The following is a 24,949-nucleotide window of genomic DNA, read 5'->3' on the forward strand; positions in this document are numbered from 1 at the left end:
TATCTATGCCAGTGAAAAGCGCAAAGAGCAAAGAGACTGTACTTATTTTAATTTTTTCTACCTGGTCCAAATATTTTTCCGATTAAATTCATCTCTTCAAGGTCAGGGGTGAATTGCAGCATTAAAAACTCTTCTAAGGGATGACCGAAGCTAGCCTTTGATGTATTAAGATCCATCGTAGGATTATCTTGCATAAACTTAATTAAATGTTGAAATGTTGTGTAAGATAATACATCGGAAATAAACGTGATTGCTGAGTTTTCAACGCGAATATCAACTTCGAACTTCCCATTTTTGGGTCTCGGATCATGTGATAAATTGGTTATTTCTGATTCGACATATTCGGTTTTGGTTATGTATGTTCTATTCCTTGCCCCATTTAAAAAATTAACTATTCGGGAAAAATCTTTTTTCATTGTTTTTAATACGCCGGAATCTATGTTATCACTTACAATTTGTAATTTCACATCGGTGTTGAACTTTTCAATTATACGGGTACAGAGTGATAGAGCTGTAATTAAGATGTTTTGTAGTAACTGAGAGTGCATGGACTCTTTTTGTTGTTCCGGGTTGAGTCCAACAAAAGATGCATATGATGAGGTATATATTACAGAATAAAAAAACTTTAGATTAAATTTTTTAAATAACTCTTTGATTAAATCAATGACTTTGGCTTGCTGAGTTTTATCTAACTCTGACATGTGAAGTTTTTTTATGGGATCGAGGTTGAGTTTGCTTAATCCACTCTCTATCTTTTCTTGTAGGATTGGGACATTCCAGTCATTAATAAGGAATCCTGCCATTACTCCTATTTCGTGGAAGGGTCTTGAGTTTGAATAACCTTTGTCACCAGATTCATCTATGAAAAAATATATTGTTGTTTTATTCATACAATCTCCTTAAATCAATATCTTGTCGGTTTAATTACGCGCTGTTGATATTTTTTAAAAATCCCATTAACCTTTAGGATCTATTCCACTTTTGCGAATTTTTTCTCTGCACTCTTTTTTTACCCATGAGCTAAAATTGCCTTCACCAGCCAAAATGTCTATTTGATTAAGTAATTCATCTTCGAGGCGGATGATCTTTCTTGTGCTATTTGAACGATCAGTTTTGTTTTTGGCATTCTTCTCTTACATTGGTTCATGCCACTGTGTTAGCGTTAATTTGAATAGTATGAACCACTTTATATGCGAATACCATAAAAAGCAACGCCCTGAAGTGGTGGAACACTGCCGAGGCGTCTAACCAAATCGTTAATAGGAGTAACGACTATGGCTGGAACTCAGCATACCCAAACACGGCCCTGATTTACATGACTATTCCTTGGTACGCCGCGAGGTCACTCCTGTCTCCAGGTAGTTCTGCGCACCGTTGCAGACACTGAAGACACTGGCCCGTGCAAAGTTCTGCGGCTGGGACTTAACCTTTGCCGCTAAAATCCGAACCGAAAGCCCGCTCTCAGTGGCGTGGGTGGATTATGAGAACCACACCCTGTGGAGCAATTCAAATAATTCATATGCAACTCGCAATATTAGAGTTGCATATATTCAATATTTAACTAATTGCCTCGTAAGGTTCTTGATATGATTTCATCTATATTTGGGCTGTAGAGTGATATTGTATAGTAACCATCAATCCCAGCTAAATAATTGTCATAAATATCTTTTGTTACACGCTCGGAATCTGCGAAGTAGACGTAATTCCCCTTGAGTTCTGTATCGGAGTAACTTATTTCAGAATAATGATGAAGTTCAATGTTTATTAGATTGATACCTTTATCGTTAAAATTTTTTATGATTTGTCTTTTTAGGTTGCTGAATAATAAGATGTTGTTCTCACCTATGCCCCCTGACATGCGATCTTTTCCGCCGGACTTCTTTGATTGTACAGAGAAGTAATCAACGTAGAATTTTTTTTCATATGATTTGTTGTTAAGGGTATATGCAACATTCATGATTGAATGGAGTTTATAGTTATAATTGTTTATGGAATAACCTTCGTTGAATATATCAAATTTTTCTGATTGTGTTGGTGTGTAATCTTTTCCGAAAAGTTGGTTGATGCTTAAAATAAAAAGTGGTGAGTATTGGAGTTTTGATATTCTATTTTGCTCAAGGCTGAAGGTTACACTAAGTATAAAAGTTGCGAACGCTAATATGAATTGTATTGTAGGCGAAATAAATGAAGTAATTTTAAATCCAGACTTTGTCATTTTTTAATCCACTGCGTTAATGAAAATGGGGGCGCTTGTGTATAGCAGGTGTTTAGCAGTTCCCGTTTAAAGGGGTAATTGTAAACTAAAAGATTAGTAAGTTCAGAGGGGTATTTTCATAGCATTGCATAATGATCCACTATACTTATGCCCCGAACCAGTGACATGAGGGTGGTATGTCTGGCGAGAACTTATCCAGAATGGGCGCAGCAAAAGTCCGCCTGATTGCGGATCGCCATGGCAATCAGGTAATAGAAAAATGCCCTGTTAGCGATGTTGAATATGGCTTTTATACGCGTGCGGCGGAACCACTCAGCGGCGTTGTTGAATCCCCGCGGCTGCTTCACGCCGACCCACGCCGACGCAGCCTGACGCTCGAATACGTTCCTCATAAGATCTCCCAGGATGAGGTTGCAGGGAACGAGATATTGAGGCAACTTTCACGCCTTCACAATTATCCTGCCGACGCCGAATGGATGTATCACACCCACACCTGGTCTGCGTCAGCGCTTGAAAAATCTCTGTCTCTTCTGGAATTGCCCGCCCGCGCTGAGCGGCAGATGCGACGTTTTCAACAAGCGGGCAGCGTTTTGTTTCGTCAGGAATGTTTAATTTCAGGCGATACAAATGCGGGTAACTGGGGCAGAAGAGAAAACGGCGATACGATACTTTTCGACTGGGAAAGATTCGGCACCGGCAGCCCGGCTATCGACCTTGCTCCGCTGGTTAAGGGGATGGGCTCAAAACAAAGCATTTTACAACTTGCCGAGCGCTACTGTGTTTTTGCCACGCATCTGGACGCAGACAGGTTAGCCCGAGAAATCGCTCTCGCCAAGGCATGGATTGTTACTGAAGTTGTGTTACTCCTGCACGAAAGGAAAAAGAGCGACTTAAATCTTTACCTGACCTGGTACAGAGAACATCTCCCCGGCTGGCTGGATGAGTCCCTCTCTCTGCTTTGAGCACGTTGTAACAGAACATGCGAACCCCATGCAGCGTTTTGTTTCATAAATGCCATCGCTCATCGACCTTTCAGGATGGTATAACGTCGTGCGGCTATCGGGTTGCCGTAGACTGCCCACATTCACAAAGGCTTATATGAAACAAATTACCTTCAGTGACCTGCAGCAGCAAAGCGAGCAGGCCGCAAATTCTCCTCGCTTACGGGCGCACCGTAATTTACATCCTGAGCTGAGCGACCCGGTGCAGCGCCTGGCTATCGCCATGGAGCCCGGAACCTATGTTCGCCCCCATCGCCACCCGCATACGTTTGAGCTGCTGACGGCGCTGAGCGGTCGCTTTTTGGTATTGAACTTCGATGACAGCGGGAACGTGACCCGGCGCGTGGTGTTAGGCGAAGAGTGCAAAGTGCTGGAGATGGATGCCGGCACCTGGCATGCCGTGCTGTCGCTGGATAAAGGCGGCGTTATTTTTGAGGTTAAGCACGGCGGCTACCAGCCTGTTCCTGAGCAGGATACCGCCCCCTGGTCACCGGCGGAGAACGCGCCCGGTACCGCGGCGCTGATGAAATGGTACGCTCAGGCGCAGGTAGGGGACGGGGGTTTTACCCTGTAATTGTGCTCTCATATCCCCGGCGCGCTGAAAGTCGCGCAGGGAAAGAGGGAGACGATTCCATCAACTCAGCTGACCGTATTAAAATGCCAGTCGCCGGCAGTCGACAGCGTCACGAACGGACCGGCCAGCGTGCTGTTGTGATGCGCAATGATGTCATTGGCGGATAAATGTGCATTATCCATTATGGTATGCGCATCTGAAATCAATACCGTCCTGAAACCCAGCTCCGGCGCGGCCCGGCAGGTGGTGTCGACACAAAAATCTGTTTTCATCCCGGCAATGACCAGCTGTTTGACACCTCGCTGATTAAGTTTGTGCTGCAAATCGGTTTCCCGAAAACAGCTGGGATAGCGCTTGGTGAAAACAACATCCTGCTCCTTCACGTCCAGCTCCGGTATCAGCTGTGTTAACGGCCCCTTCTCTGAGAAGGGCGAGTCGTCTGGTCCAATATGGCGGGCAAAAAAGACGGGTACCTGCGCGTGCCGCGCGTTGGCTATTAATAAACGGATATTTGCCAGAACGGCATCGGCGGAACTGGGGGAAACCGGGCCCCGGAAGAGGCCCTGCTGCATGTCGATAACCAAGAGTGCATTGTCAGATGAAACCATTTTCTTTCTCCATTCAGAGGGTGGTGAACGGAGAGAGATTTCCCCGTCCTGGCCGGCGGGGATTGAGGTTCTGTTTGTCAGTCGTTCGCTACAGATACGCTCGCACCGCCGAAGGTTCCGGTGGTGGTGAGGGTGGTTGTTGGCTGAACTGACTGATACATAACATGGCCTTTGTTAATACATTCCGCTGTATACGGAATTATCGCGTTAGTTATAACGTTGCTTAACTCATTCCTTCAATACACCAACTTGAGTAGGGGCCTGATGCAGCGGCAGGAAGGAGTCTGCAAACATGTCAGGCACATAGCCTGCAGCGGTATAAAGATGCTGACGTGATTCATCAATCGCTGCACGGAGACGTGCTCTGTCCACGCCCAGCACGTTGCCGCCTTGCTTAACGATGCGTCCGCCAATCATCACGGTGTCAATATTGCTGCGCTCTGCTGCATGCACGACCGTGCCAAAGGCATTTCCGGAGGGGTAAAGGTTCAGATCCCCCGCGTTAATCAGGATCAGATCGGCCTTCTTGCCCGGCGTCAGGCTGCCGACTTTCTCCTGCAGACCGGCGCACGCCGCGCCATCGAGAGTGGCGGCCTTCAGAAGCTGGGCTGCCTGAAGCGTTTTCGGGGAATGTGCGCTGCGACAGCCGTGTTGTTGATGCATACCCATAACGCGCTGCAGGTAAAACGCTACGCGCATCTCCATAAACATGTCACCGCTGTAGGACGTTTCATTATCCACGCTTAGGCCAGGGTGAATGCCGTGGCGCATCGCTGACTGAATGGCAAACATCCCGTCCTCAATGCCGTAGTGTGCGTCGGAGCGAGGGCAGACGTTTACCCTCACGCCAGCATCTCTCAGGATCGCCCAGCCTTCGTCAGGCAGCGCCGTGCAGTGATTAAAGATATTATCCGCGCCCAGTAGTCCCTCCTGCTGCAATACCGCAAGCCGTGAGGCCATCTCACCGCCGAAAAATTCAGTGACGATCGGCAGCCCGAGCCTGCGCGCCTCAGCCCACATCTCCGGCTCCAGCTGCGCCATCACCGCCAGCGACACAAGTCCGTCCGGTTTGTCCCGGAAATACTTTTCCTGCAGGCGTTGCCAGTTTCCTGGCCAGTGTGCGGTATCCCATTCCCCGGAAACCGGTGCGCCTGAAGCGTGAATGGCGCGGATCCCCGCATCCAGAAGCGCCTCGACGGCGGCATCCGAATGGGCTGCGCTGCGGCTGTTGTGGGAATTATCAATGACGGTGGTGATCCCGGCGTCAATACAGCCCAGCGCGGAGAGGAGGTTGCCAACGTACATATCGGCAGGGCGGTAGTATTTCGCAAATGAGAAATGCGTGGCGTTGCAGTAGTCTTCCAGCGATTCCGCGTTGGGGTTGATGCGACGCAATTGCCCCTCCCAGGCGTGGCGATGGGTGTCCACCATCCCCGGCATAGCAATCATGTTTGTAGCATCAATAACCCTCGCTCCCTTTGCCTCCAGGTTTTCGCCGACAGCCACAATGGTGGGCCCGGCGATCAGGATCTCGCCGCGTTCAATATTGCCCACGCTCTCATCCATGCTGAGGATCGTAGCGCCACGGATGAGCGTCGCCGGGGAAGTGGTGTTTTGATTATTCACAATATTTCTTGCGTAGCCGGTCATTTTCAGTCTCTTTCTGTCATTAGTACCGAAACGCTACGCCACTTAATTAACGCGAAAAAGATGCGCAATGCGTTTTCATTATTCATAATTAGCGAATAATTAAATTTATAAAGGCTTTGGGACAAATGGATCGTATCCAGGCAATGCAAATCTTTGTGCGGGTGGCGGAGTCCGGCAGCTTCGTTCGCGCGGCTGAAACACTCTTCCTGCCTTCATCAACGGTCACCAGCACGATTAAAAATCTGGAAAAATACCTGCAGGTGCGCCTGCTGAACAGGACGACACGGCGGGTGAGCGTGACGCCGGAAGGTTTACAGTACCTGACGCACTGTCGGGAAATTCTCTCATTAATCGAGCAGGCGGAGTCCAGCCTGAGCGATTCCGGCAGTCGGCCACAGGGACGCCTGCGGGTAGATATGCCTGCCGGGATTGCTCATCACATCGTGATGCCACATCTGGACGAGTTCTGCCGTCTTTATCCGGATATCTACCTGACGATCGGCGTCAGCGATCGCCAGGTTGACCTGGTGCAAGAGGGCGTCGACTGTGTAATTCGAACAGGGGAACTGAATAACTCCACGCTGGTAGCCCGTCCTCTGGGCCGTTTTCGCTGGGTCACCTGCGCCTCGCCGGACTATCTCCGGGAATACGGTATTCCCCAGTCGCCCGATGCGCTGAGCGGGCACCGGGCGGTTCACTATTTTTCCGGGCAGAGACGACGCGCGAACGAATTGCGCTTCGTTCAGGGCACTGAAATGCGGTCTGTTCCAGTGAGCGGTGCTGCCGCCGTCAATGATACGGAGCTTTATATCCAGATGTGTCTTAAGGGTTTTGGGCTGGTGCAGGTTGCCGGGAATATTGTCGCAGAGCATCTGCGCGAGGGAAGGCTGGTGGAGGTGCTGGCGGACTGGCAGCCGCCGTCGGTGCCCGTCACGCTGCTTTATCCCCACCAGCGTTATCTTTCTCCTGTCGTGCGCGCTTTTGCTGACTGGATAGCCGGGATTATTTAATACTCCCAAGCCCCTCCAGAAAATCCTCAACCTGCTCAGGCGTAGCCGTGTCTGCCTGGTAAAGGATATCGAGCTTAACGTTCTTCAGCCCGCAGAAGCCAAATACACCTTCGATAATCTGCGTCTGAATCGCCGTCGAATAGCCATGTTTGTCGAATCCGGCGAGATCGCTGCCGCCGGTGGCAATCAGGCGGACGGGAACGTCCCGTAAGTTGCCCACAATCCGGCCGTCTTCGGCCACCTTATACGCCCAGTCCAGGGTTAAAACGCGATCGAACCAGCCTTTCAACAGCGCGGGGACCGACCACCAGTACACCGGGAAGACAAACACCAGCATATCCGCCCGCTCGACGCGCTGCTGCTCGCGCAAAATATCGTCGGGAAGCGCGCTCGGATCGCCGTGATAGAAATCGAGATCGGCACGGGTCATCGCCGGATTAAACCCTTCAGCATGCAGATCGGCGATCTCAACCTGTGTACCTTGCTCGCGTAATTTCCCGGCAATGCGGGTAGCCAGCGTATGGGATAAGGACGTGTCGACAGGGTGAGCCGTCACGATCAGCGCGTTATTGATGGCGTGTGTTGCAGACATAGCGACCTCGCAATGGGTGAGAACTGATGTCTATATTACTATTGGTAACTTAGCTGTCAATCCGTCCCAGGCGATCATTTTGTGCTATTCACGTAGGTCTCCAGCACGCCGATCATCGCGCCGCTGAGCGTATCTTCCGCCACGTTCCGGGCGAGCACGCCGTTACCCGCGGCCGTGCTGAGCGCGTCTGCCGCACCGATAATGGCCGTCAGAGCTGCTTCTCCCTGAACGCCTTTCAGTACGACGAACGGGGAAAGCGCGGTACGCAGGCAGTCGGCACATTCGGCCACGCATGCCTCCCGAAACGTCTGCAACGCGCGGGAGCCGGACAGCGCCGCTGCGATTGGCCCGGTTTCAGGCCCGGCAGTTATGGCGCAGTCGATATAAGCGGCACTGAAAAAGCGGACCGTCTTTTCCAGCGTTTTGCTGTCGACCGCCAACGTCTCGCGGAACTTCGCCAGCTGCCGATCGCTATAGTCCTGGTACAGCGCCATCAACAGCCCTTCACGATCGCCGAAGTGGTCGTAGGGGATAGGCTTGGTCACGTTGGCTCGCTCCGCCAGGTAGCCAAGGGTCAGCGCCTCCGTGCCTTGCTGACGAACGATTCCGCGCGCAACCTCCAGTAGCTGCACGCGGCGGTCCTCTTTTCTCAAGCGCTTAACAACCATGTTTTCCTCTGAACTGTTATCTACTCATGGTAGTTTACACGTTTTCTGCGGGGTGCTGCACCCGTTGTTCCGCAGGGCGGATCCGGAACCAGATCGCATACATCGCGGGCAGGAAGACGAGCGTGACAATCGTCCCGCCCAGCGTTCCGCCGATTAGCGTGTAAGCCAGCGTGCCCCAGAACACCGAATGCGTCAGGGGGATGAACGCCAGCACGGCCGCCAGTGCCGTCAGCAAGACGGGCCTGGCTCGCTGGACCGTTGCCTCGACCACCGCCCGGAGCGGATCGAGACCCTCGTTCTGGTTATGATTGATTTGGCCAATCAGGATCAGCGTATTGCGCATAAGAATCCCGGAAAGGGCGATCAGGCCGACCAGCGCGTTGATGCCAAACGGCTGATTGAAAATCAGCAGGGTCGGCACTACGCCAATCAGCCCCAGCGGGGCGGTTAAGAACACCATCACCATCGCCGAGATTGAGCGCACCTGCAAAATGATGATCAGCAGCGTCAGGGCAATCATGATCGGGAACAATGGAATCATTGCCTGCGTGGCTTTTCCCGATTCCTCAATCGAACCCGCCATGTCAATACGGTACCCGGCCGGCAGCGTCTCAACAATCGGCTGGAGCTGCTTCATGATGGCGACCGACACGTCCGGTGGCTGAAGGCCGTCGGCGATATCACCGCGCACGGTGATTGTGGGGGTACGATCGCGACGGCGCAGAATCGGATCTTCCATACCGATCTCAATCTTGCCGATTTGAGACAGCGGAAGGCGCTGTCCCGCATTGCCGACCAGGGTGAAGCCCTCAATTTTCGCCGGATCGAGACGGATATCACCCGCCGCGCGTCCAATGACCTCTACCGATCGAATATCTTCCCGTACGGAGGTTATCGGCACGCCTGATAGCAGGAACTGAAGCTGCTCGGCAACGGCGCTGGAGGTTAAGCCGGTCGCCTGCAGGCGGCTTTGATCGAGAGTGAAATGCAATACCGGAACGCGCGACCCCCAGTCGGTGTTGACGGTCCGCATCATCGGGCTTGCCTGAAGCACGGCTTTCACCTTATCAGCAATGTCGCGCACCTTGCCCACGTCCGGGCCTGACACACGCCAGGCGACCGGGAAGGGCGAGTACGGGCCAAACACCAGCTGCGTCACCCGTACGCGCGCTTCGGGCGCAAGGCCGTTGGCGACAGCGTCTCTCAGCCGGAGCTTGAGCGCCTCGCGTGACGTCTCGCTGTCCGTCAGGATCACAATTTTCGCAAAAGACGGGTCGGGCAGTTCAGGCGCCATCGCCAGATAAAAGCGGGGCGAACCCTGACCAATATAGGCAGTGACAATGTTGGCTTCAGGCTGCTGGCCCAGCCACGCTTCGATTTTTGCCGCTGCGGCGCTGGTTTGTTCAATCGAGGTGCCGTAGGGCATCTGCACCTCAACCAGCACTTCCGGGCGATCGGAGGTCGGGAAAAATTGTTTTTTTACCAGACTCATGCCGAGCACGGCCAGAATGAAAATGGCGACCACCGACCCAGCCACTCGCCATTTTCTGGCGATAACACGGGCAAGCAGCTGGCGAAAACGGTTATAGCGAGGCGTGTTATAGATGGCGGCATGGCCTCCTTCTACTTTAGGGATCGTTGGCAGGATCTTCACCCCCAGATAGGGCGTGAACACCACGGCGACGAACCACGAAGCAATAAGAGCAAGACCAACTACCCAGAACATGTTGCTGGTGTATTCTCCGGCGGTCGACTGGGCAAAACCATTCGGCATAAAGCCAATGGCCGTCACCAGGGTACCGGCCAGCATCGGCGCGGCGGTGTGGCTCCAGGCGTAGGCCGAGGCTTTGATTCTGTCGTAACCTTCCTCCATTTTCACCACCATCATTTCAATGGCGATAATGGCATCATCAACCAGCAGGCCGAGGGCGAGGATCAGGGAGCCCAACGTGACGCGGTCAAAGTTTATCCCCGCCGCCTCCATCACCACGAAGACCACCGCCAGCGTCAGCGGCACCGCCGCCGCAACCACCACCCCCACGCGCCAGCCCATACTGACAAAACACACCACCATGACAACCAGCAGGGCGACGAAGAATTTAATCATGAACTCGTCGACCGACGAGCGAATATTCACGGACTGGTCGGTGACCTTGGTCAGGGTTATGCCAAGCGGCAGACTCTCATTAATTTTCGCCGTTTCCGCATCCAGCGCTTTACCCAGCGTCAGGCCGTTCCAGCCCTCGCGCATCACGATGCCGAGCAGCAGGGCGGGCTCATGCTGGTTACGTATCAGCATCGTCGGGGGATCTTCGTAGCCGCGTTCAACCGTGGCGATGTCGGACAGCCTGAGCGTTTTGCCCCGGGCCACAACGGGCGTATCGCGGATCTTCTGCAGTTCGTCGAACGCGCCGTCGAGGCGGATAAAGATTTGTGCGCCTCGGGTCTCGATGGAGCCCGCCGCGGTCAATGCGTTCTGGCCGTTAAGCGCGTTAAAAATGTCCTCAGGGGCGAGGCCCATCGTCGCCAGACGGTCATGAGAGAAGGCGATATAAATCCGCTCGGCCTGTTCGCCAATAATGTTCACTTTCTTGACGCCGGGAACGTGCAGAAGCTGCTGGCGCAGGCCTTCGGCATCACGTACCAGCTGCCGCTGCGGTTCGCCTTTTGCTTTCAGGGCAAAAAGGGCAAAGGTGACATCCGAGAATTCGTCGTTGATCATCGGGCCGATGACGCCCGTCGGAAGACGCTGAGATTCATCTCCAAGCTTCTTCCGCGCCTGATAGAACTCCTCCTGCACCTCGGCAGGCGGGGTTTTGTCCTGCAACGACAAGGTGATAAACGCCATGCCGGGACGGGTATAAGTTTCCGTCCGGTCATACCATTTTAGTTCCTGCAGCCGCTTTTCCAGCGGCTCGGCGACCTGATCCTGGATCTCCTGCGCGGTCGCCCCCGGCCAGACGGTTATCACCGTCATTTGCTTCACCGTGAAGGGCGGGTCTTCCGCGCGCCCGAGCCCAAAGAAGGCGTAAATTCCGGCGATGGTAACGAGAACGATCAGAAACAGCGTGACGGAACGCTCACGCACGGCCAGCGCTGACAGGTTGAAGCGGCTTCCGCTCATGGCGCGTTCTCCGCAAGCGTGGCATTGCGTTGCGCGACAAGCCTGACAATTTCACCTTCATGCAAAAGGTGTGCGCCTAACGCCACAATCTTTTCGCCGGGCTTCACGCCGCCCGCGATCTGCACCGCATCTTCACCCACGCTCAGCACCCTGACGGGCGTCCAGGCGACCTTTGCAGGTGGAGCAGAAATGCGCCAGACGCCGGGGCCGTTGCCCGCATCGTAGAGCGAGGCCAGCGGGACCTGCATGACCTGACCTTCCGCTTTATTGTGCTGAATGTTAATCGTGACGGTCGCCCCCAGCGGCGCGTTCGCCAGCGGCCCGTCCAGCACGTAACGTGCTTCGTAGGTGCGGGTTGTGGCATCGGCCGAGTCAGACAGCAGGCGCAGCGTTGCGGTGACCGGGTGTTCTTCGTTGCCATACAGCGTGGCCTGCGCTTCGCTGCCGACGGCAGGGCGCAGCGTTTCCGGAAGCTGCACGAGCGCTTCACGCTGTCCCGCTCTGGCGAGCCTGATCGCCACCTGTCCGGCACTGACGACCTGACCCGGCTCGGCGAGCGTCTCCATGACCACGCCGTCAGAATCCGCCAGCAGGACGGCATAGCCCGTGGCGTTGTGCGCCACGCTGGCCTGCGCCCGTGCCGCGCTGAGTTCTGCTCTGGCGGTATCCGCCGCCGCTTTGATTTGGTCATACTCGGAGGCGGACACCGCGCCGGTGGCCACCAGACCACGATAGCGCGCCTCATCGCTGGAGGCTTTTCGCGCGCGCGCCTGGGCTGCGTCCACCGCGCGCTGCTGCGCCTGGGCCTGTAATTTCAGGTCAATTGGATCCAGGCGCAGCAAGGGCTGGCCCTGTTTGACGGTCTGACCCGTATCAACCAGGCGTTCAAGGATTTTCCCCTGAACCCTGAAGCCTAAATCGCTCTGCGTTCTGGCAACCACCACGCCCGTGAAGGCACGGGCGGTATTGTTCGCAAGCTCGACGGATACGGATCGGACAAGCGGTGGCTTTGTGCGCGGATCGTCATTCGCGGAAATATCGCCGCATGCCGCGAGGGCAAACGGCAGGAGACAAACGGCAACGCGGGCTGAAGTGAGCCTGAGCATGGGAAACCCTTATTGAGGTAACAGGACAGTTTCCGCATTCTGTGATTAGTGACCAATAAAGTCAATGGTCACTAATCAGGGGGCCAGGCTTCTTAAGATCAGTGAGGAGAGAAGTACCGCTGCCGTTGGGGCGGTTTCAAGGTTGTACTGCAGCTGAACGGGGTTAATGTAAGGGCACATCACCATGTAGACGGCACAGGTCACCTCATCCAGCGGCGTCTTCCTTTCAAACTCGCCGGACTGTCTGCCTTCGATAATGATGCTCTCAATCAGCTTCATCAGGCTTTCACAATACTTTTCAGTTGAAGGCCACTGCTCCTGCGCGGCGACGGCGGCGATGTCGTAAAGCTTACGATCGTGGAAAAACATCTCGCTCCCCGCTTCGGTGAGCGCCTTGAAAAGACGGCGTAATTTTTCGCTTGCTGACGGTGCATCCTCGATGGCGGAAAGCACCGCCGCCATAATCAGCTCCAGGCGGTTAGCGCAGATCACTTCGCCGATAGCCTGCTTGGAATCGAAGAACTTATAAATGTAGGATTTTGAAAAACCGATAGATTTCGCCAGCTCGGCGACGGTGGTTTTTTCATAGCCGTAGTGACCGAAGTGCTCAAAAGCGGCTTCGACGATTTGTTCTCTGACAGCGTGGTCAAGGGGACCACGTGCTGATGGGGGATTCATATTTTTAGTCATTATTTAAGCTTAGCGTGACAGGCTACGATTAACAACGAGTGACCATTTTGTACTTTGGTTACCGTCATTCATCATGCGCCGTTCAGACGGGACGATCAACCAGATGGGGTGAGTGTATCACTGTTTTTCGCGCACTATGGCATCTATCTGTCTGCGATAAGCGAGGATTTCAGCGCAACTCCCTTGCACTGAACAAAGCCGTTTTTGCTTAAGCCGAGCGTGGACGCAATATTTTTTCGACGATGAGTACCAGACGCCTGCGCGTCACGAAGCGGTGTAGCTGCCCCAGAAGCCAGTTACCGCATCCGGTAATCAGGTAGCTACGGTTACTCTCCACGGCCTTCAGCGCCAGGGTGACCACTTTATCAGCGGGCATTCTTTTACCTACCGAGGCTTCCTCAGCATTCACCACATCAAAAAAGGCCGTATCCGTTGCGCCGGGGCAAAGCGCCAGCACGCGGATGCCCTTTGAGCACTACTCTCCCCACAGCGCATTCGAAAAGTGTTTTTTTCGAGGTGAGGGCGACGCGATGCGAATTGGTGAACTGTGTGCGAAAACGGGATTGTCGAAAGAGACGGTGCGTTACTATGAGCGGCAGGGGCTATTAGAGAATATCCCGCAGCCCAATCGCAGCAATAACTACAAAGTTTATTCCGCCGTCGATTTACAGCGTTTAAACATGATCAAGCATGCCAAAATGCTGGGTTTTACCTTATCCGAAATTTCAGAGGTTTTAGCTGTCTGGGTTGACGACAAATTTACCGCTGAGCAAAAACGCGATTCTTTACAGCGCAAGTTGCAGCAGCTTGAAGAGAAAGAAGCGGCGTTAATTGAGCTCAGAGCCAGGATAAAAAACGCCATTAACAAGGTCGGCCAGCCTTGTATCGATACGTTTTAATCGACAAGTGGGAAGAGGCCGCAAAACCGATGCGGCCTTATATTTCTGACAGCCAGTTCAGGCATCTGCTCCTTCACGAAATTCAATACTTTCTTCGCGTCCACAGATGCATACGGATATTTATGAGATCGATGATGGAAAGATTGTGGCTAACTGGCACATCGAGAACAATACGGCCCGGTTGATACGAAATTCCTATAAGCCAAGATCGCTTAGCGAGGGGTGATCGTCCGGGCGTCTACCCAGCGGCCAGTGGAACAGGCGCTCGGATTCTTTTATCGGCATATCGTTAACGCAGGCAAAGCGCCGCTTCATCAGTCCGTCCGGCTCAAACTCCCAGTTTTCATTGCCGTAAGAGCGGAACCAGTTGCCGGAATCATCATGCCATTCATAGGCATAGCGCACCGCGATCCGGTTATCCGTAAATGCCCAGAGCTCTTTAATCAGACGATAGTCCAGCTCTTTTTTCCATTTCCGCGCCAGGAACGCCTGGGCTTCCTCCCTGTTAGTGGCGAACTCTGCGCGGTTGCGCCACTGGGTATCCAGCGTATAGGCCAGCGCGACTTTCGCCGGGTCGCGGCTGTTCCAGCCATCTTCTGCCAGCCTGACTTTTTCGATGGCGCTTTCACGTGTGAAGGGCGGTAAAGGAGGACGTGTGTTCATTGCGGTAACCTCAGCATTAGATTAAGTAGACAGGTCTGTCTACCTGATGTAATCTATGCCTGTGAAATAACGCTGTCAATATCCTTTTTGAGGCCGCCGAAAAAATGAAAACACAATCCGCAAGCAACGATACAAAAATCAGCGTCAGGGATAAGATATTATTGACGGCGCACGATCTGTTTTATTCCACGGGCTTCAGGGCGACGGGGGTGGATACGCTGATTAAAGCGTCAAAAGTGACCAAGGTGACTTTTTATCGCCATTTCCCGAGTAAGAGCTTGCTTATTCTCGCCTATTTGCACTATCGGCATGAAATATGGATGAACTGGTTTGAGGCCTCTCTGCGCCGTAACCTCGCCGAAGGTCAGGTACTTTCTGACGCGATATCTGCAACGCTTTGCGAATGGTTTAATTCGTCCGAATTCCACGGCTGTGCGTTTATTAACGCCAGCGCAGAGGCAAAGTCCGAAGAGATTGAAAATGAAATAAAAGAGATATGCTGCGACCATAAAGCAGAAACAAAGAAAAAAATCGAAACGCTCGCCGGTATAACGGATGAAAAGACCAGTAATGACATTATGATGCTTATTGACGGGGCTATTATTCATGCCCAAATGGGAATGGATACCGAAGCGGTAATAAACGCGTTAAAAACGGGCTTAGAAAAACTGACGGGTCAGTGATATTTCCCCGTGCTTAATCGGCCCTTATCCCGGGCCGATTAAGCCCCCGCGTCATACGGTCGGGATGGTGCCGCCATCAATGACAAATTCAGTACCGGTAATACTCGCAGCATGCGATGAGGCGAGGAAGACGATGAGGTTAGCCACCTCAATTGGTCTGGCGGGGCGTCCGAGCGGTATTCCACCTAACGCCTTGATAATGATCTGCTTGCCACCTTCGTAGTCTGTTCCTGCCTGCTTAGCCAGTCTCTCCGCGAGTGCCACCGCCGCTTCAGTTTCGATCCAGCCGGGTGCAACGCGCACTACCCGAACGCCCTTCGGCGAGACTTCCTTTGACAGGCTCTTGCTGTAGGTTGAGAGGGCTGCTTTAGCCGCCGCATAGCCCGTGGTTGATTCCGGTAACGGCAGGTCGCGCTGAATAGATGTCACGTGAATAATCACCCCATTTCCCTGCGCGAGCATTCCGGGAAGCAGGGCGCGGTCTAAGCGTACCGCAGGTAACAAATTAAGATTGAGTTCCTGCTGCCACGCTTCTTCGTCAAGCACAGCAAAACCGCCACCGGGTGAGGTTGAACCGCCTGCAACATGGATAATCACGTCGACCCCTCCCATATGTTCCTGCACCGCAGATGCGACAGCGGCACATCCGGAGACCGTAGTAAGGTCAGCGGCTACGAACGTATCAGCGATATTTACGTCTGGCTCGTGGCGCGCAGTGGTGAATACCGTTGCGCCGAGCTGTTTTAAAAGCCCGACAACTGCTTTTCCCAACCCTTTCGTGCCAGCGGTAACAAGCACGCGCTTACCTGTGAAATTAATATCTAATGACATGACCAATAACTCCCGTTATTTACAGTACAGGCATATTCAACATAGACTGAGAAATTAACAAGTACGCACGAAAAAGTGAGTTACTAAATTATGAGTAAGTTATATAGTCCGGAATCTGCCGCAAGCGGCGTGGAGCAAGTATTACGGCTGCTGGAAGGGCGCTGGAAATTAATTATTCTTTTTCATCTTTTCGACGGAAAAGTGCAGCGCTACTCTGATTTCGAAAAGCTGATCCCCGGTATTTCTCAGAAGATGCTGGCGCAGCAGCTTCGACAGCTTGAGTCCGACGGTATTGTTTCGCGGATGGTCTACCCTCAGGTACCACCGAAAGTGGAATATCGCCTCACCGATTGGGGGCAGGCACTGTGCCCGGCGCTGGATGCCATGCTGAAATGGGCAGAAAAACGTGAGGATTACGCGAGCCAGGCAACCGATGGAAGTGCTCTCAACATTCCCAACGGCGAATGACACCATAAAATTGTTGTCATTCGCCTTTCGTTAACGCCGGTTATTAGCACGGAGAGCGCCCATGACCCCTCGCAGCAGAGCATTCTCAGGATTATGAGGATGCCTCTTTAGAAAGCGTGTCATGCTGTGCCAGCGACAGCGCGCTGGCGCTGGCGGGGTCGAACAGCGAGATGCTCTCAATCTGATTGAGTAAAATCACCTTCCGGAACGACATGGCGCTTTGGGGTTCAGAGTCGAGCGTGATGTCATGCTCTGCATACCATCTGCTGTAATTATTCTCGATGCGAAAGTTCATCGTCTTCGCGTCCCTGTACCCGCTTAACATCGGGATCAGCACGATATTGGCCGTTTTTTCATATTCCAGCGTCGCGGTGTGGATCATGCCGACGTAAATCCGCCTCGACCGGAGCGTGACCTGCGCCAGTTCGCCTTGCTCCATACACTGGTACAGCAGTTGTTCGATACCGCTCGACTGGGCCAGACGTTTGTAGAGCTTTTTACGGCTTTCACCGTCCAGCCTGGCGCTGCCCGCCCAGTTAGAGCGGTAGAGGCAAAACAGGATGGCAAACGCCAGCATCACGACCACCGGTGCCTGAATGCCCAAAAAACTCCAGTTCATAAAGTCGACTTGCCAGTCGGCATACTGCTGCGACGTAAAGTGAAACGTGTTGTCGGCGGCGGAGAGGGCGAGCAAGAATAGCCAGAGCAGACCGGTGGCAATCACGCCCTGCAGAACGAAAATACAGCCATAAAGCGCAACGAGAAAATAGACGTCCCAGCCGAAGGAACGCTTGATTTTAAAGCGCGTCGACAGATCCCGGCTGGTGTACCAGTACCCGCATACCATCAGCACCATAAATATCGCCGTTCCCATTTCAGGCCCTCTTCAGCGTGTTGACGTGACGCAGAAAATCCTGCCGCACCTCGTTGCTTTTGTAGTTCACCGAGGCGTTCCCGTCCTGGTCGATAATGATGCGATCGCCATCTTCGACGGCTTCAATAATTTCCTGCTGGCTCATCACCTGGAGCAAAGATTCGGGGCTGGAGAAAAGCGAGAGAAAGAAGCGTTTCATGTCAGGCATCCTTATGAATTAAAAAGAATAAGCCTGGAAGATGACCGACGAATTTGCCTTAAGGATATCCTGAAAGTGAAAGCCGGGTGGCGGCTACGCCTTAACCTGACTACAAAAGCTACTTTTTTGATCGTCAATAAGTTATTGATATGTATATGTAATAAAAAATAGATAATCACAAACTTGGACAAATAACGTTAATTGTGTAAGTTTTAATTATGCGATTACGCCACGTTGTTTACAGCCAGGATGTGACCCATGAGCACTTTGCCCTCTGTCGTGAGTCGGTTTGTTGAGTACTACGCCGCACTGGATAGCCAGCCGCCTTCCGCGCTGGTGGGGCTTTACCATTCGAATGCCACGCTTATCGATCCATTCGGCGAGCACGACGGGATTTTCGCGCTTCAGCGCTATTTCACCCATCTGCTGGCCAATGTCGAGAAGTGCCGTTTTACCATCGACACGCCGCTGTGCAGCGGTAACCGGTTTGTTGTCACCTGGATAATGCACTGGTCGCACCCGCGGATCGCCGGGGGCGAGCCGCTTGAACTGCCTGGGTGTTCAGTGGTGGAGACGGAAAACGATCTCATCATGCATCAGCGGGACTACTACGATGCGGGAGAGATGATCTACGAACACCTCCCTCTGCTGGGCTGGGCGGTACGCGGCGTGAAGCGGAGGGTCAAATCATGAAGACGGTGCTGATTACCGGCGCAAGCTCGGGCATCGGCGCGGGGCTGGCGAAGTCCTTTGCCGCTGACGGCTTCCACGTGATTGCCTGCGGGCGCGATCCGGCGCGGCTTGAAGCGCTGCATCAGACCAGCCCCAATCTCAACGTTCGCCTGTTCGATATGACAGACAGGGACGCCTGTCGCCAGGCGCTTAGCGGCGTTTACGCCGATCTGGTTATTCTCTGCGCCGGAACCTGCGAATACCTCGACGGTGGCGTGGTGGATGCGGCGCTGGTGGAGCGGGTCATATCCACCAATTTCCTCGGTCCGGTGAACTGCCTGGCCGCGCTGCAGCCGCAACTGGCCGCCGGCAACCGCGTGGTGCTGGTGAGCTCGATGGCCCACTGGCTTCCCTTCCCGCGGGCAGAGGCCTACGGCGCGTCCAAAGCGGCGCTGAGCTGGTTTGCCGAGAGCCTGCGGCTGGACTGGGAGCCAAAGGGGATTGACGTGACGGTCGTCTCTCCGGGCTTTGTCGATACCCCGCTGACGCGCAAAAACGATTTTGCCATGCCGGGCAGGGTGAGCGTCGACGAGGCGGTCAAGGCGATCCGTACCGGGCTGGCGAAAGGCAAAATGCATATCGCGTTTCCCGCCGGGTTCGGCTTCATTTTGCGGCTGCTCTCCGGGCTGCCCGCGTTTTTGCAGCGCGCGCTGCTGCGCAGGATGGTGCGCTCATGAACATTGCGATTATCGGCAGCGGCATCGCCGGGCTGACCTGCGCCTGGCGTCTGGCCGGGCACCATCAGGTAACCCTGTTTGAAGCGGGCGCCACCCCCGGCGGTCATACTGCTACGGTTGACGTCTCAACGCCACAGGGCACATACGCGATAGACACCGGGTTTATCGTCTACAACGACCGCACCTATCCGCGCTTTATGGGCCTGCTCAGCGAGCTTGGCATCAGTGGGCAAAAAACGCAGATGAGCTTTTCGGTGCACAACCCCGAGACGGGGCTGGAGTACAACGGCCACACCCTGACGTCGCTGTTTGCCCAGCGCCGAAACCTCGTGAATCCGGCATTCTGGCGGCTGCTTGGGGAGATCGTCCGCTTCAATCGTCTGGCAAAACAGGCGCTGGACGGGGAGGTGGACCCGAACGCCACGCTGCAGACGTTTCTGGACCAGCACGGCTTCACGCCGTTTTTTGCGCGCCACTACATTCTGCCGATGGGGGCCGCCATCTGGTCATCGTCGCTGCAGGAGATGAAGCGTTTCCCGCTGCCGCTCTTTTTGCGCTTCTTCCACCACCACGGCCTGCTGGATATCACCCAACGCCCGCAGTGGTACGTGGTGCCGGGCGGCTCGCGGGAGTATATCCGCGCCATGCTCGACAAGCTGGGCGACCGTCTGAATCTGCATCTTAATTCACCGGTGCAGCGCGTGAGCCGCCAAGAGCATGGGGTCACGCTTCAGCTCGAAAACGGCGGCCATACCTTCGATCGGGTGATTTTTGCCTGCCACTCCGCCAGCGCGCTGGCAATGCTTGAGGACCCGACGCCCGCCGAGCGCGAGGTGCTGGGCGATATCGGCTGGCAGCGCAACGAGGTGGTATTGCACAGCGATCCGCGCTGGCTGCCGGTGCGGCAGCGGGCGTGGGCCAGCTGGAACTACCGCCTGAGCGCGCAGGAGCAGGCCAGCGCCTGCGTGACCTACAACATGAATATTCTGCAGGGGTTGCCTGCGGGCAGTCCGCTATTCTGCGTCACCCTGAATCCGGACGCGCCAGTAGATGAACGCTTCGTCCTGCGACGCTTTGTCTATGAGCATCCGCTGTTTAACCCGCAAAGCTGGCGGGCGCAGGCGCGTCGCGGCGAGATCAACGGTCATAACCGAAGCTGGTTCTGCGGAGCTTACTGGTACAACGGTTTTCATGAAGACGGCGTGCGCAGCGCGCTGGACGTGGTCAATGAAATAGCCGCCGGGGAGGGGAACTGAGATGAATAGCTGCCTCTATCACGGCGTACTGCGCCACCGCCGCCTTCAGCCGAAAACCCACGAATTCAGCTACGGCGTCTTTATGGCCTGGCTGGATCTTGATGAGCTGCCGCTGCTGGCCTCCGTTGGCGTGCGGCGCAACCGCTTTGCCGCCGCTTCTTTCCACGACGCGGACTATCCGCTCGGCTCGCCGCTTAAAGACAACGTGCTTAACAGGCTGGAGAGCCTGACCGGGGAACGTCCGGAGGGGCGGGTCATGCTTCTGACGCAGCTGCGCTACTTCGGGTTCCATTTCAATCCGGTCAACTTTTACTACTGCTATGACCAACACAGCGCGCTTCGCTGGGTGCTGGCCGAGGTACGCAACACGCCGTGGAACGAACGTCATTATTACGCGGTAAACGGGCAAAATGCCCGGCCCACGGAAAAGGCGTTTCACGTTTCCCCCTTCAACCCGATGGACATGATCTACCACTGGCGCTTCAACAACCCGGACAACACGCTGCATATGCACATTGAAAATCATCAGGAGGCGAAGGTCTTTGACGCCACCCTGGCGCTGCGCCGGGAACCTCTGACCCGCCCGACGTTGCGCTCGCTGCTGCTGCGCATCCCGCTGATGACCCTGAAAACCGTTTTCGCCATTTACTGGCAGGCGCTGAGGCTGTGGCTCAAGCGCGTGCCGCTGTATAACCATCCCGTCAGCAGGAGTGAACGCTCATGACCGATCCCGTCTTTGCGCTAGAACCCGATTTCCCGCGCAACGCTCGCATTGCGCGCTGGCTGCTGTTTCGTCTGTTAAGCGGCATTCGTGGCGGCTCGCTCACCCTGCGTGAAGGGGCGCAGACCTTCCATTTTGGCGAGACATCCTCCGCGCTGCACGCGGACGTGCAGATCCTCACGCCCGGCGTCTACTGGCGCGTCTTAACGGGCGGGAGCCTTGCTGCGGCAGAAGCATGGATGGACGGCGAATGGGAAACCGCGCAGCTTACGCCGCTTCTGCAAATCCTGGCCCTAAACGGCGAGGTGCTTGGTCGTCTGGAGAAAGGGTTCCGGCTGCTCGGCAGGCCGCTGGAGCGTCTGCGCCACTGGACGCGGCGTAACTCTCGCGCCCAGGCTCGCGAAAATATTGCCGCCCATTACGACCTGGGCAACACCTTCTATGCCCATTTTCTGGATAAGGAGCTGCTTTACTCCAGCGCGCTGTTTACCGCTGACGAGCAGGATCTGACTGCGGCTCAGCAGGCCAAAATGGCGCGCCTGTGCGACCAGCTGGCGCTAAGTCCGGGTGACCACCTGCTGGAAATTGGCACCGGCTGGGGGGCGATGGCGGAATACGCCGCCCGTCATTATGGCTGTCGGGTGACCACCACTACGCTGTCGCAGGAGCAATATATCTGGGCGACCGAGCGGATTGCCCGCGCCGGGTTGCAGGATCGCGTTGAGGTACTGCTCTGCGACTATCGCGACCTCACCGGACAGTACGACAAGCTGGTCTCGATAGAGATGATTGAGGCCGTCGGGCAACGCTATCTGCCGACGTTCTTCCGTACCTGCCAGGCGCGCCTGCGCCCCGGAGGACGGATGGCAATTCAGGCCATCACTATTCAGGACCAGCGCTATCGCGACTACAGCAAAAGCGTCGATTTTATCCAGCGCTACATTTTTCCCGGCGGCTTCCTGCCGAGTATCACTGCGATGAACGAGCTGATGACGCGCCACACCGATTTCGTGGTGCGCAATCTCTTCGACATGGGCCCCGACTACGCCCGCACGCTGGCCCACTGGCGGCAGCGCTTTGTCCACGCCTGGCAGGAGATAGAAAAGCTCGGCTTCGATGAACGGTTCCGCCGCATGTGGCTGTACTACTTCGGCTACTGTGAAGCCGGGTTTAACGCTCGCACTATCAGCGTGGTGCAGCTGACCGCCGAGCGCGTATGAGACGTTACCTTCAGGTCTTTCTGCTGGCCGTGGCGTTCGATGTCTACTGGGCGCTGGTGGTGCTTTTTCGCGAACAGGGCCTGATTATCTGGCTCGGGCTGGCGGTCCTGGCGTGTATGTTATTGCCGTCAGCTTACCGTCTATACGCCATTGGGCTGGCCGCGGCGGGCAGCCTGCTGGATGCGCTCTGGGCGTTGACGGGGCTGATTGCCTTCACGGGCGACTCCCTGATGCCGCTCTGGATGGTGGCATTGTGGCTGATGTTCGCCACCGTCTGGACGCAGCTAACGCGCACCACCACGTTACCCGGCTGGCTGCTGACCCTGCTGGCCGCCGTGGGGGGGCCTGTGGCCTACCTGTTTGGCGAGCGGCTGGGCGCCATCACGTTTCTGGAGCCGACCTTTATCGTCGTCAGCTGGATGGTGCCGGGCTGGCTGGTGTTGATGCTGTTTTTCCACCTGCTGATGGGGAGACAAAAATGAGAGCTGCGATTCTGCTGCTTTGGCTGATGCTGGTTGTTCCCGGGGCCCAGGCCGCCGACTGGCTGGCCTGGCGTAAGGTGGGCGACGCCACGCTGACCTGGGGGCCGTTCACCGTTTATACCTCCCAGCTGCGTACTCCGGACGGGCGTTACGGTCGGGAGAACCAGGATCAGGCGCTGATTATTACCTATGCGCGCGATATCGATCGCGATGAGCTGGTCGAGGCGACCCGCGATCAGTGGCAGGCGCAGGGGATCCTGAAACGGGAACCCCGGAGTGAAGCCTGGTTACAGATGCTCCGCTCGCTGTGGCCGGATGTCCGGTCAGGCGCACAGCTGGCGTTTGTGCTCGACGACGGGCAAGGGCAGTTCTGGTATCGCGCGTCAGCGGCGCAAACATCCTTTATTCCGCTCGGGCCGCGACAGTCAGAAGCGTTCAGCACCCGTTTTCTGGCCATCTGGCTCGATCCCCGCACGCAATATCCTGAGCTGCGTCAGCAGTTAATCGGAGGCCAAAAATGAAACGAATCCTGAGGCTGGCGCTGGCATTCACGATGCTGCTGGCCGGCTGTAGCACCGACGTGTCCGAGTATCGCCAGCAGCAGCCGCGGCTTGATATTTTTAACTACTTTCAGGGCAAAACCGAAGCGTGGGGCATGGTGCAGGATCGCAGCGGCAAGCAGATCCGCCGTTTCCACGTTGAGATTGCCGGGGACGTTATTGGCGATACGCTGACGCTGAACGAGCAGTTCGTTTATGACGATGGCGAGAAGCAGCAGCGGGTCTGGCATATTCGCCGCGTGGGGAACGACCGCTACGAGGGAACGGCAGGGGATATTGAAGGGGTTGCGACGGGGCAGGCCGCAGGCAACGCCTTTAACTGGCATTACAGCATGAACGTGAAGGCCAACGGCAAAACCTGGCTACTGAACTTCGACGACTGGATGTACCTGCAGGATGAGACCCATCTGTTTAACAAAACCGAGATGAAGAAGCTGGGCGTCACCGTCGCCACGGTGACGCTGTTCTTTACCCGTAAGACCTCAGCTTAGTCGCGGACGCTGCCGGTTTTGCTGCTGGAGTAAATGAAGTACAGGGCAATCCCCAGGCACACCACCGCGCCCAGACGGCTCGGTGAAAACGGAATAGCGGGATTGTTCAGCCAGCCAAAGTTATCAATCAGCATACTCATGGCGAGCTGGCCGAAGATCACCGCGACCGTGGCGACGGCGGTGCCGATCCGCTGAACGGCGAGCACCATGATTACGATATAGGGCACGCCAAACATAGCGCCGAGGAGCTGCCATTTCGGCACGTCCAGCAGGCTGACGGCCTGCTTAGGTTCAAAGAAGAAAATCAGCAGGGCGGTGACCAGCGCGCCGACGGAAAACGTCAGAAACGCGCTCTTAAATACCCCGACATTGCTGCCGAGCTGTCCGTTAATCGCCGCCTGGACGCTCAGCGTGGCGCCGCCGCAGACGGCCAGAAGAATCATTATCAGCGTCATAGCATTACCCCTGCGCGACCAGAACCAGTGCCGCAATGATGAATCCCAGGGCGATAAACCGTTTGGCATCGATCTTGCGCGCCTGCGTGCCGAGCAGACCAAAGTGATCAATGATCAGGCTTTTAAAAATCTGGCCCGCCAGAATACCAATCATCGTCAGGGCGATGCCGATGGCGGGCGTGGCGATAGTCAGAATGACAACGTAAACAGGACCCAGAACGCCGCCGAGCAGCTGCCAGCCGGGCTGGGCGAAAAACGACGGGCTGCTGCGCGGGCTGAAAAACAGCATCAGCAGAAAGGTCAGCGCAGCGCCGACCCCGAAAATGCTGAACGTGGCCCATAAATCGCCCACTTCTCCCCCCAATGGCCCCAGCAATCCTGCCTCAACGGAAAGCCCCATCCCGCCGGCAATCACCAGTAAAATCAATACAAATTGCATTACGCTTCCTCCGTTTTCAGGCGAAGAAGATTACGTCTGTAGACTCGTGAGAAAAATGCTA

General features: G+C 55.0%; 30 protein-coding genes. 14 read left to right on the forward strand and 16 right to left on the reverse strand.

All coding sequences use genetic code 11. The features are described 5' to 3' along the window. Window positions 1–47: 47 nt before the first annotated feature. Together V1603_RS14045 and V1603_RS14050 are read right to left on the reverse strand one after the other, a co-directional pair. Window positions 48–890, reverse strand: coding sequence for a DUF3800 domain-containing protein (locus V1603_RS14045; protein ID WP_116340129.1), 843 nt, complete (start codon window positions 888–890; stop codon window positions 48–50). Between the two features lie 671 nt (window positions 891–1,561). After that, a complete protein-coding gene (locus V1603_RS14050; protein ID WP_395312790.1) occupies window positions 1,562–2,215 on the reverse strand; it encodes a hypothetical protein in 654 nt (217 codons plus the stop codon). A gap of 176 nt (window positions 2,216–2,391) precedes the next feature. Between V1603_RS14050 and V1603_RS14055 the strand changes: the two genes are divergently transcribed. After that, entirely contained in the window at window positions 2,392–3,177 is a 786-nt protein-coding gene (locus V1603_RS14055) for a phosphotransferase family protein (RefSeq protein WP_395312791.1), read from the forward strand. A 136-nt stretch (window positions 3,178–3,313) separates the two neighbouring features. Then, entirely contained in the window at window positions 3,314–3,790 is a 477-nt protein-coding gene (locus V1603_RS14060) for a WbuC family cupin fold metalloprotein (RefSeq protein WP_166711014.1), read from the forward strand. A 65-nt stretch (window positions 3,791–3,855) separates the two neighbouring features. Here V1603_RS14060 and V1603_RS14065 read toward each other — a convergent pair whose 3' ends face one another. Then, window positions 3,856–4,398, reverse strand: a complete 543-nt coding sequence (locus V1603_RS14065) for a cysteine hydrolase family protein (protein ID WP_395312792.1) — start codon at window positions 4,396–4,398, stop codon at window positions 3,856–3,858. A 228-nt stretch (window positions 4,399–4,626) separates the two neighbouring features. Continuing rightward, window positions 4,627–6,048 (reverse strand): amidohydrolase family protein, encoded by a 1,422-nt coding sequence (locus tag V1603_RS14070; RefSeq protein ID WP_395312793.1) that lies wholly within the window; start codon window positions 6,046–6,048, stop codon window positions 4,627–4,629. A gap of 125 nt (window positions 6,049–6,173) precedes the next feature. On the opposite strand from V1603_RS14070, the gene V1603_RS14075 reads away from it, so the two are divergent. Beyond that, window positions 6,174–7,058: a LysR family transcriptional regulator gene (locus tag V1603_RS14075; protein WP_192982480.1), complete on the forward strand. Its 885-nt coding sequence runs from the start codon at window positions 6,174–6,176 to the stop codon at window positions 7,056–7,058. Here V1603_RS14075 and V1603_RS14080 read toward each other — a convergent pair. From V1603_RS14080 to V1603_RS14105, 6 genes are all read right to left on the reverse strand, one after another. Then, a complete protein-coding gene (locus V1603_RS14080; RefSeq protein ID WP_192982478.1) occupies window positions 7,051–7,650 on the reverse strand; it encodes an NAD(P)H-dependent oxidoreductase in 600 nt (199 codons plus the stop codon). The two genes, V1603_RS14075 and V1603_RS14080, sit on opposite strands and share 8 nt — an antisense overlap. 74 nt (window positions 7,651–7,724) lie before the next feature. Continuing rightward, window positions 7,725–8,318, reverse strand: coding sequence for a TetR/AcrR family transcriptional regulator (locus V1603_RS14085; RefSeq protein WP_395312794.1), 594 nt, complete (start codon window positions 8,316–8,318; stop codon window positions 7,725–7,727). Between the two features lie 34 nt (window positions 8,319–8,352). After that, window positions 8,353–11,442 (reverse strand): efflux RND transporter permease subunit, encoded by a 3,090-nt coding sequence (locus tag V1603_RS14090; RefSeq protein WP_395312795.1) that lies wholly within the window; start codon window positions 11,440–11,442, stop codon window positions 8,353–8,355. Beyond that, window positions 11,439–12,548 carry an efflux RND transporter periplasmic adaptor subunit gene (locus V1603_RS14095; protein WP_166711018.1) on the reverse strand — a complete coding sequence of 370 codons (1,110 nt, stop codon included), beginning with the start codon at window positions 12,546–12,548 and terminating at the stop codon, window positions 11,439–11,441. The genes V1603_RS14090 and V1603_RS14095 overlap by 4 nt, the downstream gene beginning before the upstream one ends. Window positions 12,549–12,623: 75 nt before the next feature. Continuing rightward, window positions 12,624–13,238: a TetR/AcrR family transcriptional regulator gene (locus V1603_RS14100; protein WP_163329231.1), complete on the reverse strand. Its 615-nt coding sequence runs from the start codon at window positions 13,236–13,238 to the stop codon at window positions 12,624–12,626. 208 nt (window positions 13,239–13,446) lie between these two features. After that, complete coding sequence (locus V1603_RS14105; RefSeq protein ID WP_320719593.1) at window positions 13,447–13,695, reverse strand: hypothetical protein; 249 nt, start codon at window positions 13,693–13,695, stop codon at window positions 13,447–13,449. A 73-nt stretch (window positions 13,696–13,768) separates the two neighbouring features. On the opposite strand from V1603_RS14105, the gene V1603_RS14110 reads away from it, so the two are divergent. Beyond that, window positions 13,769–14,137, forward strand: coding sequence for a MerR family transcriptional regulator (locus tag V1603_RS14110; protein WP_395312796.1), 369 nt, complete (start codon window positions 13,769–13,771; stop codon window positions 14,135–14,137). 195 nt (window positions 14,138–14,332) lie between these two features. Here the strand turns inward: V1603_RS14110 and V1603_RS14115 are convergent, their stop codons facing one another. After that, a complete protein-coding gene (locus V1603_RS14115; protein WP_063942514.1) occupies window positions 14,333–14,800 on the reverse strand; it encodes a nuclear transport factor 2 family protein in 468 nt (155 codons plus the stop codon). A 104-nt stretch (window positions 14,801–14,904) separates the two neighbouring features. On the opposite strand from V1603_RS14115, the gene V1603_RS14120 reads away from it, so the two are divergent. Further along, complete coding sequence (locus tag V1603_RS14120; RefSeq protein WP_395312797.1) at window positions 14,905–15,483, forward strand: TetR/AcrR family transcriptional regulator; 579 nt, start codon at window positions 14,905–14,907, stop codon at window positions 15,481–15,483. Between the two features lie 51 nt (window positions 15,484–15,534). Here V1603_RS14120 and V1603_RS14125 read toward each other — a convergent pair whose 3' ends face one another. Further along, entirely contained in the window at window positions 15,535–16,314 is a 780-nt protein-coding gene (locus V1603_RS14125; RefSeq protein ID WP_395312798.1) for an SDR family oxidoreductase, read from the reverse strand. Window positions 16,315–16,404: 90 nt separating this feature from the next. On the opposite strand from V1603_RS14125, the gene V1603_RS14130 reads away from it, so the two are divergent. Next, window positions 16,405–16,782 (forward strand): helix-turn-helix domain-containing protein, encoded by a 378-nt coding sequence (locus V1603_RS14130; protein ID WP_126328462.1) that lies wholly within the window; start codon window positions 16,405–16,407, stop codon window positions 16,780–16,782. 91 nt (window positions 16,783–16,873) lie between these two features. On the opposite strand, the gene V1603_RS14135 is transcribed toward V1603_RS14130, so the two are convergent. Together V1603_RS14135 and V1603_RS14140 are read right to left on the reverse strand one after the other, a co-directional pair. After that, complete coding sequence (locus V1603_RS14135) at window positions 16,874–17,656, reverse strand: hypothetical protein (protein ID WP_116340096.1); 783 nt, start codon at window positions 17,654–17,656, stop codon at window positions 16,874–16,876. A gap of 1 nt (window position 17,657) precedes the next feature. Next, complete coding sequence (locus V1603_RS14140; protein ID WP_024908361.1) at window positions 17,658–17,855, reverse strand: hypothetical protein; 198 nt, start codon at window positions 17,853–17,855, stop codon at window positions 17,658–17,660. 258 nt (window positions 17,856–18,113) lie between these two features. On the opposite strand from V1603_RS14140, the gene V1603_RS14145 reads away from it, so the two are divergent. The 8 genes from V1603_RS14145 to V1603_RS14180 are packed head-to-tail and all read left to right on the forward strand — an operon-like array spanning window position 18,114 to window position 23,994. Beyond that, window positions 18,114–18,548, forward strand: coding sequence for a nuclear transport factor 2 family protein (locus V1603_RS14145; protein WP_192982463.1), 435 nt, complete (start codon window positions 18,114–18,116; stop codon window positions 18,546–18,548). Then, entirely contained in the window at window positions 18,545–19,264 is a 720-nt protein-coding gene (locus V1603_RS14150) for an SDR family NAD(P)-dependent oxidoreductase (protein WP_395312799.1), read from the forward strand. Before V1603_RS14145 ends, V1603_RS14150 begins: the two co-directional genes overlap by 4 nt. Further along, entirely contained in the window at window positions 19,261–20,520 is a 1,260-nt protein-coding gene (locus tag V1603_RS14155; RefSeq protein WP_163329243.1) for an NAD(P)/FAD-dependent oxidoreductase, read from the forward strand. Before V1603_RS14150 ends, V1603_RS14155 begins: the two co-directional genes overlap by 4 nt. A gap of 1 nt (window position 20,521) precedes the next feature. Next, window positions 20,522–21,244, forward strand: coding sequence for a DUF1365 domain-containing protein (locus V1603_RS14160; RefSeq protein ID WP_116340087.1), 723 nt, complete (start codon window positions 20,522–20,524; stop codon window positions 21,242–21,244). After that, the gene (locus tag V1603_RS14165) at window positions 21,241–22,461 is read left to right on the forward strand and encodes a cyclopropane-fatty-acyl-phospholipid synthase family protein (RefSeq protein ID WP_302218549.1); all 1,221 of its coding nucleotides are present in this window, start codon (window positions 21,241–21,243) and stop codon (window positions 22,459–22,461) included. The genes V1603_RS14160 and V1603_RS14165 overlap by 4 nt, the downstream gene beginning before the upstream one ends. Beyond that, entirely contained in the window at window positions 22,458–22,943 is a 486-nt protein-coding gene (locus V1603_RS14170; protein WP_166711038.1) for a DUF2878 domain-containing protein, read from the forward strand. Before V1603_RS14165 ends, V1603_RS14170 begins: the two co-directional genes overlap by 4 nt. Further along, window positions 22,940–23,464 carry a hypothetical protein gene (locus V1603_RS14175; RefSeq protein WP_395312800.1) on the forward strand — a complete coding sequence of 175 codons (525 nt, stop codon included), beginning with the start codon at window positions 22,940–22,942 and terminating at the stop codon, window positions 23,462–23,464. Before V1603_RS14170 ends, V1603_RS14175 begins: the two co-directional genes overlap by 4 nt. Continuing rightward, window positions 23,461–23,994: a DUF3833 domain-containing protein gene (locus tag V1603_RS14180; protein ID WP_395312801.1), complete on the forward strand. Its 534-nt coding sequence runs from the start codon at window positions 23,461–23,463 to the stop codon at window positions 23,992–23,994. Before V1603_RS14175 ends, V1603_RS14180 begins: the two co-directional genes overlap by 4 nt. On the opposite strand, the gene V1603_RS14185 is transcribed toward V1603_RS14180, so the two are convergent. Together V1603_RS14185 and V1603_RS14190 are read right to left on the reverse strand one after the other, a co-directional pair. Beyond that, window positions 23,991–24,449 carry a DMT family transporter gene (locus V1603_RS14185; RefSeq protein ID WP_395312802.1) on the reverse strand — a complete coding sequence of 153 codons (459 nt, stop codon included), beginning with the start codon at window positions 24,447–24,449 and terminating at the stop codon, window positions 23,991–23,993. The two genes, V1603_RS14180 and V1603_RS14185, sit on opposite strands and share 4 nt — an antisense overlap. A gap of 4 nt (window positions 24,450–24,453) precedes the next feature. After that, complete coding sequence (locus V1603_RS14190; RefSeq protein ID WP_163329251.1) at window positions 24,454–24,888, reverse strand: DMT family transporter; 435 nt, start codon at window positions 24,886–24,888, stop codon at window positions 24,454–24,456. Between the last annotated feature and the right edge of the window lie 61 nt (window positions 24,889–24,949).

Origin of the sequence: Enterobacter sp. ECC-219 (assembly GCF_043966805.1) — a bacterium.
GTDB lineage: Bacteria > Pseudomonadota > Gammaproteobacteria > Enterobacterales > Enterobacteriaceae > Enterobacter > Enterobacter cloacae_N.